At 34.1% G+C, this 17,124-nt stretch carries 14 protein-coding genes; 4 read left to right on the top strand and 10 right to left on the bottom strand.

Annotation, left to right across the window (positions count from 1 at the left end; all coding sequences use genetic code 11):
- Positions 1-8: 8 nt before the first annotated feature.
- The gene (gene gltB, locus CD116_RS05805) at positions 9-4,508 is read right to left on the bottom strand and encodes a glutamate synthase large subunit (RefSeq protein ID WP_047548495.1); all 4,500 of its coding nucleotides are present in this window, start codon (positions 4,506-4,508) and stop codon (positions 9-11) included.
- A gap of 181 nt (positions 4,509-4,689) precedes the next feature.
- Between gltB and gltC the strand changes: the two genes are divergently transcribed.
- The 3 genes from gltC to CD116_RS05790 all read left to right on the top strand — a co-directional run bounded on the left by gltC (position 4,690) and on the right by CD116_RS05790 (position 7,572).
- Complete coding sequence (gene gltC, locus CD116_RS05800) at positions 4,690-5,574, top strand: glutamate biosynthesis transcriptional regulator GltC (protein ID WP_047423759.1); 885 nt, start codon at positions 4,690-4,692, stop codon at positions 5,572-5,574.
- Between the two features lie 100 nt (positions 5,575-5,674).
- Positions 5,675-6,793, top strand: a complete 1,119-nt coding sequence (locus CD116_RS05795; protein ID WP_078101663.1) for a YibE/F family protein — start codon at positions 5,675-5,677, stop codon at positions 6,791-6,793.
- Positions 6,790-7,572 carry a YibE/F family protein gene (locus tag CD116_RS05790; RefSeq protein WP_047548499.1) on the top strand — a complete coding sequence of 261 codons (783 nt, stop codon included), beginning with the start codon at positions 6,790-6,792 and terminating at the stop codon, positions 7,570-7,572. The genes CD116_RS05795 and CD116_RS05790 overlap by 4 nt, the downstream gene beginning before the upstream one ends.
- A 161-nt stretch (positions 7,573-7,733) precedes the next feature.
- Here CD116_RS05790 and CD116_RS05785 read toward each other — a convergent pair whose 3' ends face one another.
- Together CD116_RS05785 and CD116_RS05780 are read right to left on the bottom strand one after the other, a co-directional pair.
- A complete protein-coding gene (locus tag CD116_RS05785; protein WP_047548502.1) occupies positions 7,734-8,219 on the bottom strand; it encodes a GNAT family N-acetyltransferase in 486 nt (161 codons plus the stop codon).
- Positions 8,206-8,604 (bottom strand): NUDIX hydrolase, encoded by a 399-nt coding sequence (locus CD116_RS05780; RefSeq protein ID WP_047449226.1) that lies wholly within the window; start codon positions 8,602-8,604, stop codon positions 8,206-8,208. Before CD116_RS05780 ends, CD116_RS05785 begins: the two co-directional genes overlap by 14 nt.
- A 148-nt stretch (positions 8,605-8,752) precedes the next feature.
- On the opposite strand from CD116_RS05780, the gene CD116_RS05775 reads away from it, so the two are divergent.
- The gene (locus CD116_RS05775) at positions 8,753-9,022 is read left to right on the top strand and encodes a hypothetical protein (RefSeq protein WP_047449223.1); all 270 of its coding nucleotides are present in this window, start codon (positions 8,753-8,755) and stop codon (positions 9,020-9,022) included.
- A 128-nt stretch (positions 9,023-9,150) separates the two neighbouring features.
- Here the strand turns inward: CD116_RS05775 and aaa are convergent, their stop codons facing one another.
- The 7 genes from aaa to CD116_RS05740 form a co-directional block, all read right to left on the bottom strand.
- Complete coding sequence (gene aaa / locus CD116_RS05770) at positions 9,151-10,158, bottom strand: autolysin/adhesin Aaa (RefSeq protein WP_047423773.1); 1,008 nt, start codon at positions 10,156-10,158, stop codon at positions 9,151-9,153.
- Positions 10,159-10,489: 331 nt separating this feature from the next.
- Positions 10,490-11,332 (bottom strand): dipeptide ABC transporter glycylmethionine-binding lipoprotein, encoded by an 843-nt coding sequence (gene gmpC / locus CD116_RS05765; protein ID WP_047548505.1) that lies wholly within the window; start codon positions 11,330-11,332, stop codon positions 10,490-10,492.
- Positions 11,333-11,372: 40 nt separating this feature from the next.
- Positions 11,373-12,032 carry a methionine ABC transporter permease gene (locus tag CD116_RS05760; RefSeq protein WP_047548508.1) on the bottom strand — a complete coding sequence of 220 codons (660 nt, stop codon included), beginning with the start codon at positions 12,030-12,032 and terminating at the stop codon, positions 11,373-11,375.
- A gap of 3 nt (positions 12,033-12,035) precedes the next feature.
- On the bottom strand, positions 12,036-13,061 hold the full coding sequence (locus CD116_RS05755; protein ID WP_047548512.1) for a methionine ABC transporter ATP-binding protein: 1,026 nt from the start codon (positions 13,059-13,061) through the stop codon (positions 12,036-12,038).
- 331 nt (positions 13,062-13,392) lie between these two features.
- Positions 13,393-14,535, bottom strand: coding sequence for a bifunctional cystathionine gamma-lyase/homocysteine desulfhydrase (locus CD116_RS05750; RefSeq protein WP_047449211.1), 1,143 nt, complete (start codon positions 14,533-14,535; stop codon positions 13,393-13,395).
- Complete coding sequence (locus CD116_RS05745; protein ID WP_047548515.1) at positions 14,519-15,433, bottom strand: PLP-dependent cysteine synthase family protein; 915 nt, start codon at positions 15,431-15,433, stop codon at positions 14,519-14,521. The genes CD116_RS05750 and CD116_RS05745 overlap by 17 nt, the downstream gene beginning before the upstream one ends.
- Before the next feature lie 218 nt (positions 15,434-15,651).
- A complete protein-coding gene (locus CD116_RS05740; protein WP_047548517.1) occupies positions 15,652-16,989 on the bottom strand; it encodes a sodium-dependent transporter in 1,338 nt (445 codons plus the stop codon).
- Between the last annotated feature and the right edge of the window lie 135 nt (positions 16,990-17,124).

Genomic DNA, 17,124 nt, shown 5'->3' with positions numbered 1-17,124 from the left:
CCCTTTCCTTAATACACAACTGCCGGTTTATGTTTAGCGTCAATCGTTTTGCTCTCATCGTAAAATGCAGCTAGCATCGCTTCATCTTCATTGTCATGCAATGATTTGTGTAGATGAATTTTTTGCATCATCAATTGATAATCTTTTGGAATAACTTTGACCACAATATCTTCAATACGATCGAAATGTTTTAAAATCTGAATCGCTCTAGTACTATTTGTATGAGTTACATGCTCTTCTAACATTTGTTTAATCAAGTTTTTTTCTTCATGATGTTTAATTGTTGTAAATAATAAAGTATCTAATCGGTTATTTTCCATAAACGTTTCTATATCTGATGGAATAACATATGCAATACCACCACTCATACCTTGACCAAAGTTTTTACCAACATTACCTAAAATGACAACATGTCCACCAGTCATATATTCTAATCCATGGTCACCTATACCTTCTACGACAACATCTACACCACTATTTCTAATGCAGAATCGTTCTCCGGCACTACCGTTAATGAATGCTTTACCACCTGTGGCACCATAAAATGATACGTTACCAGCAATAATTTCATTTTGTCGTTCTTCAAAAGGCGCTTTAACAATTACCGTGCCACCAGATAACCCTTTACCTACATAGTCATTAGCATCACCTGTATGATGAACAAGCAAACCTTTCGGTGCATAGGCTGCTAAACTTTGTCCAGCATGTCCATTTGTATAAATATTGATTGTATTTTCTGGAAGCCCTTCTTCTCCATAACGTTTTGATATTTCGCTACCAGTAATAACACCTACATCACGTTGTTCATTATTTACTGTGAAGCTACCAGTATATCGGCGTCCTTCAGCAATGTAAGATTTAGTAACTTCATAAACATTTGATAAATCAAATCCATGTTCTAAGCGATGATCCTGTTGAATTTCTTTTGTATTCGGCCCATCAAATGGACACAATAACTTTTCAACAGCTAACGTAGCTGCTTTACTATTCGCTTTTACAACTGATGATCGTTGTAATAAATCAGTTCTTCCAACTAAGTCTTCTACACGTTTCAAACCTAAAGATGCTAATATTTCTCTTAATTCTTGTGCAATAAAATGCATAAAATTAACGACATGATGTGCCTTACCTTTATATAAAGCACGTAAATCTTTGTTTTGAGTTGCAACACCTACTGGACAGGTATCTTTATGACATACACGCATCATAATACAGCCCAATACAACTAATGGTGCTGTTGCAAATCCAAATTCTTCCGCTCCAAGCGCACATGCGTACGCTACATCTTTACCAGTTAATAACTTACCGTCCGTCTCTAACTTAACGCGACTTCTCAAGTCATTAAGCTTTAATGTTTGATGCGTTTCTGCTAAGCCAATTTCCCAAGGAACACCGGCATGTTGAATACTTGTTTTAGGTGAAGCCCCTGTACCACCATCGTAACCACTGATGACAATTTTATCTGCAAATGCTTTTGCCACCCCAGATGCAATGGTACCAACACCCGTTTTCGAAACTAATTTTACAGCGATATCTGCATCTTTATTCGCATTTTTCAAGTCATGTATCAATTGTGCCAAATCTTCTATCGAATAAATATCATGATGTGGTGGTGGTGAAATTAGACCGATACCCGGTGTAGATCCTCTTGTCTTCGCAATCCACGGATATACCTTTGTACCAGGTAATTGACCACCCTCACCTGGTTTCGCACCTTGCGCAACTTTAATTTGAATTTCTTTGGCATGTTGTAAGTAATCGCTTGTTACCCCAAAACGTCCAGAAGCAACTTGTTTAATCGCACTTACTTTGTTGCTTCCATCAACTTGTACTTCATAACGTTTGGCATCTTCGCCACCTTCACCACTATTACTCTTACCACCTAATTGATTCATTGCTTGTGCTAATGTTTCATGCGCCTCTGCTGAAATCGAACCATAACTCATTGCACCCGTGTTAAAACGTTTTACAATCTCGCTTACTGGCTCAACTTGATTAATATCAATTGGTGTACATGCTTTAAATTCAAATAAATGCCTAATATGATCCGTTCTATTTTTATTCACCGCTTCAGAATAAGCTTTAAATTGTGCATAGTCATTTTCCTTACAAGCATGTTGTAGCAAGAAAATAGATTGCGGATTAAACGCATGATGCTGTCCTTGTTGTCTCCATTGGAACGTACTACCTGATGCAAGATAATTATCATCACTTTGTTGACGTGCTTTATTTTCAGCGTCAATTTGATTTATCGAAATACCAGATAACTTAGACTGAGTTCCTGTAAAATAACGGTCAATAACGTCATCCGATAATCCAATCGCTTCAAAAATTTGCGCACCTTGATAACTTTGCACTGTGGAAATGCCCATTTTAGCCATTACTTTAATAACACCTTCCGACAATACATCTGTATATGTCTTAACATTTTGAGCAACTTCACCCTTTAAACCTTCTGAGCGTGTCAATTGTTCAACTGTACGTTGCGCTAGATATGGCACAATCGCATTAGCACCATACGCTAGCAAACAAGCAACATGATGCACTTCTCTTGTCTCACCAGACTTAGCAACTAAACTTGTAGACATGCGTAAATTCTCTTTAATTAATAATTGGTGCACGTGGCTAATTGCTAATAGAATAGGCATTGCATAACCATTTTCATTAACTAAACCACTATCATCTAATACTAGAATTTGAGCACCTTGCTTCACTGCATTAACGGCATCACGACCTATTATTTCAAGCGCATCTTCCAAGTTACCCTCATATAATGTTGATAAATAAGTTATTTTAAAATGATCTTGATCAATAAAAGCTAAATGTTCTTCATTTAATACTGGTCGCTTCAACTGAATACGATCTAAAACAGTTTCATCAGGTGCTAATAAATTCCCTTCTCCACCTAAATAAGATAACTCACTCGTAACAATTTTTTCACGATATGCGTCTATTGGTGGATTCGTTACTTGTGCAAATAACTGTTTAAAATAATTAAACAATGATTCTGGTCGCTCGTTTAATACTGCAATTGGTGCATCATACCCCATAGCGCCAATAGGATCCTTTTTACCTTCCACAAGTTCCTGAATATACTTATGAATATCTTCTTTCGTATAGGCAAATTGTCGTTGCAATTTAAATAACGTATCATCTTGCCATTTGGAAGGTTGATACGCTATATTTTCAAAATCAAAGTCAATTTTATGTGTATCAATCCATGTTTTATAAGGTAATTCTCCTGCAATCGCACCTTTTAAATCATTATTTTCAATAACTTTATTCGCTTTAAAATCAACTAACAATAACTTTCCGGGATTCAATTGTCCTTTAAAAGCAACATTACTTTCTGGTACGTCCACAACACCCACTTCAGACGAAAAGACAATAAAGTTATCTTTAGTAATAGTATAACGACCTGGACGTAATCCATTTCTATCTGTCAGTGCGCCAAGTTTGTCACCGTTACAGAACGAAATCATTGTAGGACCATCCCACGGTTCCATTAAATAACTATAAAATTCATAAAACGCACGTACATTGGCATCGTTCGCTTCATTGTATAACCATGGTTCAGGTATGAGTAGCATCGCTGCCTTTTCTGGCTCCATCGCTAATGACAAGAATTCTAATGCATTATCTACAATTGCAGAGTCACTTCCGTCTTCATCCACAATTTGAAACACTTTATGTTGGTCCTCACCAAATAATGTTTCGATTAATTTATGTTGGCGTGCTCGCATCCAATTCACATTACCTTTAATCGTGTTAATCTCACCATTATGCATTAACATACGGTTAGGATGCGCCCTTTTCCAACTCGGGAATGTATTCGTACTAAATCTCGAATGAACTAAACCTAGCTTTGATTGATATAAGTCATCCGATAAATCTGTATATAGCTTTTTAATTTGGTCTGATCGTAACCAACCTTTATATACAATTGTTTTGCGTGATAAACTCGTAAAATACAATTCTAAATCGCATTGAGTCGAATAAAACTCTAATTGTTTTCTCGCTAAAAACAAACGCTTTTCAACATCTTCAATGTCCCTAATATCAATAAATACTTGTTGAATGACTGGCATCGTATCTGCTACATGTTTAGCAATGGCATCTTTATTAACTGGTACATTACGATAACCAAGAATTGATAACCCTTCGCCTTCAAAATATTTTTTAAAAACCGTTTCATGTTCAGAACCTAAAATGCGTTCTTTGGAAAAAAATAACCCCACGGCATATTCACCTTCACCTGGGATCTCAAAGTCCGTTACATGTTGTTTAAAAAATGCAAATGGTATTTCAGTCATGATACCTGCGCCATCACCAGTAATGCCATCAGCACCGACCCCGCCCCTATGGTCTAAGCGTCGCAACATTTCAAGTGATTTATCTATGATTTCGTGAGACCTTTTATTGTCCATATTCGCATAAAAACCAATACCACACGCATCATGTTCCTCACGATAGTCATATAAGCCTTTAATTAATTTCTCATTGTGCATGATGCACACCCCTTTTTTTAGAATATTCTGATATTAGTTATTAATGATAATTACTATAATCTAAAAAATTTATCTGTTCAATATATAAAATAGAAGATATTCATCTAAAAAATAGAACATTTACCAACAATATTGCTATAATAGTTACAAAACACTCGTTTTTGGAGGTGCAAATTTCACTATGGAAATTAAACAATTACGATATTTTATTGAGGTTGCTAAAAGAGAACATATCTCCGAAACTGCACTAGAATTAAATATTGCGCAATCTGCGATTAGCCGACAAATTACTTTACTAGAACAAGAACTTAACGTGTCATTATTTAAAAAACACGGTCGCAACATAACACTCACGTCAGAAGGTAAATTATTATTTAATGAAGCATTACAAATTATAGAACATTTAGATAGTACGATTGAACAATTTCAAAGCCATGGATTAACTAAAAATAAAAGCATATACATTGGTTATGATGAAAGTGATGTATCTCATATGTTATTGCCACTTATCCAAACATTCCATTTACAAAATGATACACATGTCATCCCTAATTTATTACAACATGACACAATTATTAATAGCGTGTTAAATGGTAATATTGATATTGGTTTTACAGAGCTTACACCTGAAATTAGTAAACATAAACAATTACATATGTTGCCTTTATTTGAAGAACACTACCATTTGTATGCACCATCAGATGATCCTATTACAATGACGACACATCCACCGTTAGTACAGTTTGAGCATCACCATTTTTATTGCTTAGCACCATTTGCTGAAACTGTAAAAAAGCAATTGCAAAAAGTTATCAAATCCGACGTTTACACTATTAATAGCCAACCACTTGCGCAATACTTACTACGTCAAAAAGAAGGCTATATTATTTCATCACATAATACACATTTACCTAAATCTAAAGATTGGGTAGATATTAAACTAGACCATACCGAACTAAAAAGAACAATATGTGCAATAACAAAAGAACCTTATACGAAGAGTGATATAGGCATATTACTAACACTCATCCAACAATTAATGGCTAAAACATCAACTTTTCATTAAATAAGTGTACTTTCCAAGTCTTCCTTATTAGTAATATCTTTGAAAATAAAAAATTAAGGGCGTATAATCACCATATTAATTCATTCATAGAATTGGGGTTTTGTTTTTGAAATACAGAAAATTATTTACAAAGCCATTTAATATTATTTTAAGTATATTTTGTATCGTTTTTATCGGTGCGATTCTATTCACACTACATAACGAGAATTTTTACAATAAACCCATTGGTCAAATTATAGATGTCAAACATGTTTCAACGACACCTACAAAAGATGCACAAAACAATCGTGATGTTAAATATAAAAATCAATTAAAAGTCAAAATATTAAATGGTCAATTTGCTGGAGAAACAACGACAATCAATCATCAATACGTCAAGTCTCAAGCAGATTCCGAAGCATTTCGCACACATGAAAAAGTGTTATTACATATTTCGGATAAACCTAGTGACGCTTATATTATAGAAAAAAAGCGTGATACATTAACAGTTATCATCAGTGGTTTGTTCTTATTGACAGTATTAATAGTTGGTCGCAAAGTCGGTCTTCAGTCCATTTTATCGTTAATTTTAAATTCGATTGCAATTTTAAGCGCAATCTATATTCATATTCAACATAGCAATATTAATTTATTCTTACTCATGACCATTGCCATGATTTGTTCAACAATACTCACTTTATTGCTCGTTACAGGCTGGCATATGCGTACGCTCATTACAGTCGCAAGCACAATTATTGGAACATTTTTAAGCATTGGTTTAACAGAGTTAATCATATTTATGACAGATGGTAATGGTATTAAGTATGAAACGATGAATTTTTTATCATTACCGCCGAAAGACATCTTTTTAGCATCAGTGTTAATAGGTTCACTAGGTGCAATTATGGATGTTGCAATTACGATTGCCAGTGGCATGCATGAAATTTTGCAGCGTACTCCTGATATTTCAATGAAACGTTGGGCACTTGCTGGACGTAACATCGGACAAGATATTATGGGAACTATGACGAACATCTTATTATTTTCATATTTATCAGGTGCTTTGCCTATGTTTTTAATTTATTTAAAAAATGCCAATACTGTAACGTATACTATTTCAATGAACTGGTCTTTAGAAATTGCTCGAGCATTAACTGGTGGTATAGGTATCGTCTTAACTATACCTATCACGATATTATTTATGGAAATATTTGAAACATTAAGGAGGGCGAAACAATGAATGCTGTATTTATATTAGCGTTATTGCTCCTCTTGTTAATGGTTACTTTCGGAGGAAAAAAGGGACTTGTCTCTTACTTAACATTATTTTTAAACTTTGCAATTTTACTTATTAGTATTATTTTCATTATCTTTGGCGTACCAATTTATGTTGTAACATTTATTTTCTGCATCATAATCGCAGCTTGTAATTTATTCGTACTAAATAGTTACAATGTAAAAACGCAAGCTGCATTTATCAGTACTATCGTTACAACAATCTTATTAATCGCGCTTATTTATTTATCAGTGTATATTGGACACTTACAAGGATTTTCAACCGAACAACAAGATGAAACTTATGTGTATTCAATGAATATCGGTATTAATATGGTTCAATTTATGGTATTTACTATTATTCTTGCTGTCATTGCAGCCGTGATAGATCTAGCAATTACAATCAGTTCACCTATCTACGAATTACATCAGGTAAATCCAACACTCACACAATATGAATTGTTCCAATCGGGCATGCGAGTGGGTAGAGAAATTTTAGCTACCTCAGCTAACACGATTTACCTTGCCTTTTTCGGTGGTCAACTCGCTTTGTTTATTTGGTTTTTCAAACTTCAATATTCATTCGGCCATATTATTAACTCGAAAATATTCGCACAAGAGTTTATATCTATTTTACTAGGTGGTATTGCTGTAGCAGTGAGCATACCTATTACTGCATGGATTACAGCATTTTTAATCAAAAGACCATCTCGTCGACGTCAAAATGATGAAACAATAAATTAAATCGAAGTGATAATATAACTTAAGCGACCTGTGGATATATAGATTGTTCACTAGGTCGCTTTTAACTATAGTTAATTGTTTGATTGTCTATAATAAAAAGCATCTTTATATATCGTTGACTATGATACTCGACGATGTATAAAGATGCTTTTAAATTTAATTTATTTTATAGTCCGTGCCATAATATGAACAGGTTTTCCAACAAATACACTATCTCCAACATATTGATACCCTTGTCGACGATAAAGTGTCATGGCATGTGGGTTATCAATGTTCACAGTTAATACGATTTCATTAATATCTTGGAATATCGCAGATATAAATGACGGGAGCTTTTCCATTACCAACTTACCTATCCCTTGATTACGAAAACGTTGATCCACACTAAACGATCTAAAAAAGATTGCACCTGAGTGGTCGATGAATGGTTCGACACCTTTACCGCGATGTAATGTAAAAAAAGCAACACATTGTTGATCTCTCATTACGACAACTGGATACCTTTCATTATCTGACAATGCTGCAGTAATATTTTCCTTTGGTGTTTTAACAAATTTTAAATCATTTTCACTTAATTGGAAATCTTCAATCATAGGTAAATCTTTTGAGACATAATTGCGTAATACAATTGTGTTATTGTTTGGCATGTTGACCACCATTCTCTTCAATCCAAACTTTAACAGCTGGCGCAATCAAGTTGTCATCCTTTTTATCAATCCAACGAATATCTGTAATTTCATTATTAATCGTTATATGGTTCCAATCTATTTTAGTTAATGAACGATAACCATTTAATTCTGTAAGCGTATCATGTTGAGGATATGCAGGTCCTACAATCGTTCCGATATACTCAATGTCATTCTCTGTTAATGTTAAATTTAATTCTTCTTGAATTTCTCGTAGTAATGCATGAACTTGTGATTCCCCTTCTTCAATTTTACCACCTGGGAAATAATATTTTTCTCGATGTCTTACTTGTACCAGTAAAATTTTATCTGTTGTCTCTTCAACTAAACAAACACATTTAATCATCTATGCCACCCCAACTTTATTTACTCAATTATCCAAATTACGTTGTACAATTATGTTATCATATATGAGTGATCAACGTGCACACAGACAAATATACGGTAGATTCATATTTCACAAAGAAACAGAACATACTAGGGGGAATATTACTATGGCAAAGCGTACAAAATCGCAACGTTTATCAAGTTTAATAAATATTGCAGGGTTTGTAGTTGATGGTTATAACGGCTATAAATATCATGCTAAAAATAAAAAATTAGTCTACATTTCATTAGGGTTAAGTACTGTTGGAACATTATTAGACTTTTACATTTCAATCAAATCACCACGTAAATTCAAAAAAGCAATCGCAATTGTTACATTAATAACTAATGGTGCAAGACTATTTACAAGTCTTCGTAAAGTAAAACATGAATATTAAGTAATAAAGGGGGTGTCGAACATAGAACACGAAGTTCATTCGACTACCCCTTTTTCTTATACAAAAACTCCTATCACACACGTCACGAATGTAATAGGAGTTTATAATATATAAATATGCGTAAGACTTTAATGAATATATCTATAATTGTTTACTTGGTAAGCTGGTACTGTTCTGTATGTTAAAATACCTGGTGCAGCTGAATAGTTCATTTCTGAAACTAAAATACTACCATCGTTATTTACACGCTCTACAAACATAACATGTCCATAGTAACCTACATCAGTTTGTGCAATAGAACCTACAGTTGGTCTATTATCGATAGTGTAACCATCCGCTGCTGCAGCGTTATCCCAGTTATTTGCATTCCACCAATAAGTGCTAATACCTTTACCAATTTCAGCACGACGATTAAATACATGATAAGTACATTGACCCCATGTATATAAGTTTTGATGATTGAAAATAGGCGTTCTATAACCACTGTTTGTAGTTGTTGCATTCCCACTATTAGACGTAGATGCAGTTCCTGTTACTTTTAATTTTTGACCCGGATAGATAAAGAAATTATTTAAGCCATTTAAGCTCATAATTTTTTGATATGTTGTACCATATTTTGATGCGATTAGTGACAATGAGTCTCCTGCTTGTACTGTGTAGTATGATCCACCACTTGAATTCGTTGATGGGCGACTACTATTGCTCGCAGAATTGCTTGAGCTTGCAGTACCTGTTACTTTTAATTTTTGACCAGGATAGATAAAGAAATTATTTAAACCATTAAGACGCATAATATTTTGGTAAGTTGTACCATATTTTGATGCAATTAATGATAATGAGTCTCCTGCTTGTACTGTGTAATATGATCCACCACCTGAATTTGTTGATGGACGACTACTATTACTCGTAGAATGACTTGATCCCGATACTTTTAATACTTGATTTGGGAAAATCAGATTTGACGTTAAACCATTTAATGACTTTAATTTAGCAATCGAAATCCCATATTTATTTGAAATTGCCCACACTGATTCACCCGGTTGTACTGTGTGAGTCGTAGCCGCATTTGCTTGAGTTGCCGCAACAGCGCTAATCGCGCTTGTACCAATAATAGCTGCAATTACTTTTTTTTGCACTTTAAAATCCTCCTCTTGCTTAACTTTCCTAACATTCTTTTTATCCGAATTTATGAATACTCCATCATTATACGATTTAATTATGTATAATAGGTTGATGTTTGATGACATTATCATTACAAAAAAATCATATACTGTGTCATCAAATTTTATAATTACTCCTTAAAATTATTACAACTTATTAGATTTTACAATATCTAAATTATTACAATTTCATAATATTTAACTATAAAATGGTTACACTTCCTTTCTTGCTTTGAAATATTTTATTAGTCAAACAAAAATACCCTACAAACATAAGTGTTAACTTTGCTTGTAGGACATACTCAACTTATTTCGCTAATGACGTTTCAATTGCCTTTATTTCATCTTTTGATAAATTAATAGGTTTCTCTCCATCTTTTACATCTTCTTGCAATGCTTTTTGTGCCTCTTTAGAGTGATACAATTCAACAATTTTCGCATAAGTCTTATTGTCTAAATCTTTGTCATTAACAGCAACAATATTTATATAAGGTTTTACTGCATCTGAGTCAGATTTTTCTAAAAATATCGGATCTTTCTTTGGATCTTTTCCAGCTTTAGTTGCGACACCATTATTGATAACAGCAATATCTACATCTGATAATGCACGTGCTGTTTGTTGTGCATCAACTGCTGTAATTTTTAAATGTTTAGGATTAGAAATGATATCCTTCGTTGTTCCTGCCAATCCAAAATCTTTTTTCAATTTAATTAATCCTGCTGCTTCTAGTAACTTCAACGCACGCGCTTGATTTGATACGTCATTAGGAATAACAACTTTAGCACCATCTTTCACACTTTTAACATTCTTGACTTTATCTGAATAAATACCTAACGGTGCCAGCACTGTTGTACTTAAAGCTGAAATATTAGTTCCTTTATGTGCTTTCTTATACTGATCTAAAAATGCAAAATGCTGGAACGCGTTCATATCAATATCACCATCATTTAAAGCTTTGTTCGGCAAATTGTAATCAGAAAAATGCTTAATTTCTACATCAATATTATCCTTCTTAGCTAATTCTTTAACCTTTTCCCAAGCCTTTGTATCATTTGATGCGACACCAATCGTTACCTTTTTATCGTTATTGCTACCACACGCCGCCAATAACAATAATGCTACAATGACTAATCCAATTAATTTCTTCATTTTATCAATTCCCTTCAAATTTATACTTATATATCAATCGTTAATGTCTACGTATAAATCTAGCTAAGACATTTCCTAACGTTTGAATCACTTGAACAATAATAATTAATACAATAACAGTAATAAAAATGACTGTTGTATCAAAGCGTTGATAACCATATACTAAAGCTAAATCGCCGATACCGCCCCCACCGACAGCACCAGCCATCGCTGTACTACCAATAAGTCCAATAATCGCAGTTGTAATTGCCAATACTAATGAGCCCAATGCTTCAGGAATTAAAAAGTATCTAATGATTTGTAGCGGTGATGCTCCCATCGCTTTTGCTGCTTCAATAATTCCTTCATCTACTTCCAATAATGAGTTTTCAACAAGTCTTGCAATGTAAGGTGCCACATATACTGTTAAAGGCACGATGGCAGCAGTCGTACCAATTGAAGTACCTACTACTAATTTTGTGAATGGCACAATCGCAATTAACAAAATAATAAATGGTAATGACCTTAAAATGTTAACTAATGGATTTAAAATTTGATGTATCACCATATTAGGCCATATACCATTTTTTCTAGTAATCACCAATAAAACACCTAGTGGTATGCCTATCACTGCACCTAAAAATAAAGCAACCGACACCATATATAGCGTTTCATATAATGCTTGTAAAAGCTGCGCACTATCTAAATCCGAACCAAACATACGCTATTGCACCTCCTCAAATTGAATATTTTTCTCTTTAAAATATTGATGTATTGCCGTGTCATTAAACTGTTGATTCGTATCAAATCTTAGCCACAAATAGCATACAGTTTTACCTTGTATTTCAGACATAGAAGAAAACAATATTTTAACCTGTCCTTGATTAATTTGAATCAGATCATTCACAATAGGATGCGTCAACTGAGTTTCTTCTATAAAGAGTTTATAATCTCTATAGTCACCAACCTGTCTGCCATTTAAATATTGTAGTAATTGCGAGCTTGGCTCAGTTTGAATTACAGTAGACACAAAATTTTGAGCAATCGTCGTTTTCGGATGACTAAATACGTCCGTCACTGTTCCAGTTTCAACAACTTGCCCTTTTTCCATAACAGCAACACGATTACAAATATCTTTAATAACACGCATTTCATGAGTAATTATCATAATCGTAATGCCAAACGTTTGATTTACATTTTTTAATAATTCCAGTATCGAAGCGGTCGTTGCTGGATCTAGTGCACTTGTCGCTTCATCACATAGTAATATTTTCGGATTAGTAACTAGCGCTCTTGCAATAGCTACCCTTTGCTTTTGTCCACCAGACAACTCATCAGGAAATTGATCTTTTTTATCGCTTAAACCTACAAATTCAAGCATATCAGTCACACGTTGCGTAATTTCTTTTTTACTTTTCTTACTTAAAATAAGTGGCATTGCGACGTTTTTAAATACGGTAGCTGAATTCAACAAATTAAAATGCTGAAATATCATCCCTATATCTTTTTTAATTTCTCGCATGCCTTTTTCACTATAATCTGTAATATCATGTCCATCTACAAGCACTTGACCCCTTGAGGCAGCTTCAAGATGATTTACGAGTCTTACTAACGTACTTTTTCCAGCACCACTATATCCAATAACACCAAAAATATCATTGCGATTGACCTTAAATGACACATCTTTCAAAGCATGTATTTTTTGCTTCTTTTTATTAAATGTCTTACTTACCTGTCGAAACTCAATCATGCAAAGCTCCCTCCTCCAAATTCTTATTAATCCACTAGGAATAAGAGCATTATATGTAACTTTGATGCAACCGTCAATATAATTCGCTGAATTTTCTAAAAAATTAAAAAATAACTCCTCCTCAAACAATTCCTTTTCAAAAATAATTCTCTTTGCTTACTGAAATTTTTACTACCATGACGTAACTCAACAAATATCTAATAACTTTCTACAACTGCAATTCAATCCAGGTAAAATTACCCTCTACATAAAATTAAAGGCACTAGCATTTTCAAGAACAATTTAAGGTGATCTTAAAATATATGCCAGTGCCTCTATCATCAATAATAATTTATACCGTATCTAACGCTTGTTTTAAATCTTCTACTAAATCCTCTGTGTCTTCAATACCTACAGAAATTCTTACTAGTCCGTCCGTAATACCTTCTTTAGCACGAATATCTGCCGGAATTGATGCATGCGTCATTAATGCAGGTACTGAAATTAAACTTTCCACAGCACCTAAACTTTCGGCTAATGTGTAATACGATGTTGCTCTAATTAATTGTTTCGCACTCTCAGTATCTTTCACTTCAAATGCAATCACACCTGTATGGCCCTCTGCTTGAGCCATATGGACATCATGATTCAAATGACTTTCAATACTAGGATGAAATACTTGTTGCACAGCTGGATGTGCTTGTAACATTTTAATAATTTCAATAACACTACGATTAATTTGTTCCATACGTAACCCTAATGTTTTAATACCTCTCACTAGTAAGTAACTATCTTGAGGTCCTAAAATGCCGCCTGTTGAATTTGAAATAAATGCTAAACGTTCAGCAAGGTTATCATCTGATGTCACAACTAAACCTGCAACAACGTCACTATGTCCACCTAAATATTTCGTTGCAGAATGTAAGACAATATCGATGCCTAAATCTAATGGATTCTGATAATAAGGTGTCATAAATGTGTTATCAACGACTGAAATCAAACCATGTTTTTTGGCAATTTCAGCAGATTTTTTAATATCTGTAACACGCAATAATGGATTAGATGGTGTTTCAATAAACAACATCTTTGTCGTTGGGCGAATCGCTTGTTCAATTGAATCTGCATATGTCGTATCTACAAAATCAACTTCAATGCCGAATCGCGTAAATACTTTTGTCAATGCACGATACGTACCACCATATACATCAGAATTTAAAATAATGTGGTCCCCTTTATCTAATAACATAACTACTGCGCTGATTGCAGCAACACCTGAACTAAATGCAAAACCATGTTTCCCATTTTCTAAAGCAGCAATAACACTTTCTACTGAACTTCTCGTTGGATTCGCCGTACGTGAATATTCATATCCTTGACGCAAATCACCTATATCATCTTGTAAATATGTGCTCGTTTGATAAATTGGCGTTGTAACCGCACCTGTGTAGTCGTCTGTTGTGTGTCCACCATGAATTAATTTAGTTTTTTTGTTCATTATTATTCTCCTCATATTCAAATATTTGCTTAGACATATAGCGATCACTACCATCTGGAAACACAACAACAATCGTGCCTTGAGATAGTCGCGACTTTAAATTCAATGCACCTTGTAACGCTGCCCCTGAAGAACTACCTACTAACAACCCTTCATTTATAGCTAAAGCTTTCACATTGCTAAAGGCATCTCGATCTTTAATTGTGAAAATGCCATCAACAAGTGTGCTATCTAAAAATGTTGGCCACTTCTCAGAGCCAATGCCTTCAGTGTCATGCGCATGTGCTGGCCCACCATTTAACACGGACCCTTCTGGCTCAACGGCATAACATTGCACGTGATATTGCTTTAAGTAACGAGCTGTACCTGTAAATGTTCCTCCAGAACCAATGCCAGCAACAAAATAATCAATATGATTCAATTCTGATATCAGTTCAGGTCCTAACGTATGAAAGTACGTATCCGGATTATGTACCGATTCAAATTGATTCATATAAATGGCGTTATATTTCTTAGCATAAGCACGCGCCGCTTTTTGTGCACCAATCATCCCTTCAGACTGACTAGTTCTAGAGACATCTGCACCAAGTGCTATCATTATATTGATTTTTTCTTCTGAAAAACCATACGGCGCAAAGATTTTACATTTCAATTGATGTTTATTCGCAGCAATTGCTAAACCTATACCAGTATTGCCAGCAGTAGCTTCAACAATAGTTTGACCGGCACACACACGTCCATCTTTAATTGCCATCTCTACTAAATATTTTCCAAGTCTATCTTTTACACTGCCCCCAGGATTCCATTGTTCAAGTTTGGCATAAATTTTAACTTTATCATCACTAAAATGTTCTAATAGTACTAATGGCGTATTGCCGATTAAATCATATGTAATCATTGATGTATCTTCATCTGACCGTATTCTACCAAATGAATGAAACCTTCTTTCATATTGAATTTTAATCCTTACTTTTCAGATAAGAATTATAAACTACATTTTGCTGTTTTGCAATTATCTAAGATTATTTTAATTCAAAACAGGTATAATCATTTTCATTCTCAAATAAAAAAGCACCTGATCAACACAAATACTTGTGCGTCAGATGCTTCTATATATTAACTAAATAGTTGTACGATAAAGACTAAAATAATAACAACAGGCATCGCATACTTAATTAAATAATACCAGCCACTGAATAATTTAAATCGATCCTTACCAAAGTGTTGCTGCAATAATTTTTTATCTAATAATTGCCCTACGACCAGTGTAGTACCTAATGCGCCTAATGGCATTAACACATTCGAAACGATGAAATCCATATTATCAAAAATCGTTCCTGCTCCAAATCTTACGTCTCTTAAAATACCAAATGATAATGTTGCTGGAATACTGATGATAAATACTAAAATGCTGCCAATCACTGCGACTTTTTTACGCTTCGAATTGTCATTCTTAGTGAAGTTAGAAACATTCAATTCTAATAATGAAATTGATGATGTCAAAGCTGCAAATAGGAATAGTACCAAGAATCCTAAATAGAATAATGTGCCTAGATGCATTTGACTAAAGACCATTGGCAGTACTTTGAATAATAATCCAGGCCCTTCTTGTGGTTCATAGCCAAAGCTATGTAACGCCGGAAATATTGCTAAGCCGGCTAAAAGAGATACAAAAATGTTCATGACAACAATCGAAATAGCCGATGATTTAATCGTCATCTCTTTAGAAGCATAACTTGCATATGTAATCATACCTGTTGTTCCTAATGATAAGGTAAAAAATGATTGTCCTAATGCAAATAAGATACCTTGACCTGTAATTTCTGATATTCTTGGCTGTAAAATAAATTTCACACCGTCTAACGCACCATCTAATGTTAACGATTTAATTGCGATAACGATTAAAAAGATAAATAACAATGGCATCATCACTTTAGAGGCTTTTTCTAACCCTTTTTCGACACCTAACATCACAATAATCATCGTAGCTATAATAAATAACCCTTGCCCTAAAACAGTTAACCATGGATTTGTTATTATCGCTTCAAAATTTATTTCTTGGAGATGATTGATGCGTCGAAATGCAATCAATTGCCATAACACCTGACCGATATAGATTACAATCCAACCACCAATAACACTATAGAAACCAAACAAGACAAATACAGCTAAGTTACCATTCCAGCCGATAACATTCAGCCATTTCTTACCAGTCAATTTGCTATAAATTTGCGTTGTATATGTTCGTCCCATTTTTCCAACTATAAATTCCATAACAAGCAGAGGTAAACCTACAAATATGGTAAAAATTAAGAACATAGCTAAAAATGCACCACCACCATATATACCTGCCATATATGGAAATTTCCACATGGCACCTAGTCCAATCGCTGACCCAGCACTCGCTAAAATAAATCCAGTTGAAGTTTTCCATTGTGATTGTTGTTTCTCCATCATTCATATCTCCTTTAAAGCGTTAAAGCGTCTACGTGTTTAAGTATCACTCTAACATGTATGCAATTAACATGCAATACGCCTGTTTCTAAACCCCTTCATTAACATGGCATCACTTGTACGTATGCCAAAATA

It is taken from the genome of Staphylococcus schweitzeri, assembly GCF_002902405.1.
Lineage (GTDB): Bacteria > Bacillota > Bacilli > Staphylococcales > Staphylococcaceae > Staphylococcus > Staphylococcus schweitzeri.
The sequence above is the reverse complement of the archived record's forward strand: the minus strand, read 5'-3'. Positions and strand labels throughout refer to the sequence as shown.

What these genes read in the sequence shown, in the direction of transcription:
- CD116_RS05750 (WP_047449211.1), bottom strand. Translation starts at nt 14,535, where the DNA reads ATGAACAAAAAAACTAAATTAATTCATGGTGGACACACAACAGACGAC.
- CD116_RS05745 (WP_047548515.1), bottom strand. Translation starts at nt 15,433, where the DNA reads ATGATTACATATGATTTAATCGGCAATACGCCATTAGTACTATTAGAA.
- CD116_RS05755 (WP_047548512.1), bottom strand. Translation starts at nt 13,061, where the DNA reads ATGATTGAGTTTCGACAGGTAAGTAAGACATTTAATAAAAAGAAGCAA.
- CD116_RS05790 (WP_047548499.1), top strand. Translation starts at nt 6,790, where the DNA reads ATGAATGCTGTATTTATATTAGCGTTATTGCTCCTCTTGTTAATGGTT.
- CD116_RS05785 (WP_047548502.1), bottom strand. Translation starts at nt 8,219, where the DNA reads ATGCCAAACAATAACACAATTGTATTACGCAATTATGTCTCAAAAGAT.
- gltC (WP_047423759.1), top strand. Translation starts at nt 4,690, where the DNA reads ATGGAAATTAAACAATTACGATATTTTATTGAGGTTGCTAAAAGAGAA.
- CD116_RS05740 (WP_047548517.1), bottom strand. Translation starts at nt 16,989, where the DNA reads ATGGAGAAACAACAATCACAATGGAAAACTTCAACTGGATTTATTTTA.
- CD116_RS05780 (WP_047449226.1), bottom strand. Translation starts at nt 8,604, where the DNA reads ATGATTAAATGTGTTTGTTTAGTTGAAGAGACAACAGATAAAATTTTA.
- gltB (WP_047548495.1), bottom strand. Translation starts at nt 4,508, where the DNA reads ATGCACAATGAGAAATTAATTAAAGGCTTATATGACTATCGTGAGGAA.
- CD116_RS05760 (WP_047548508.1), bottom strand. Translation starts at nt 12,032, where the DNA reads ATGTTTGGTTCGGATTTAGATAGTGCGCAGCTTTTACAAGCATTATAT.
- gmpC (WP_047548505.1), bottom strand. Translation starts at nt 11,332, where the DNA reads ATGAAGAAATTAATTGGATTAGTCATTGTAGCATTATTGTTATTGGCG.
- CD116_RS05775 (WP_047449223.1), top strand. Translation starts at nt 8,753, where the DNA reads ATGGCAAAGCGTACAAAATCGCAACGTTTATCAAGTTTAATAAATATT.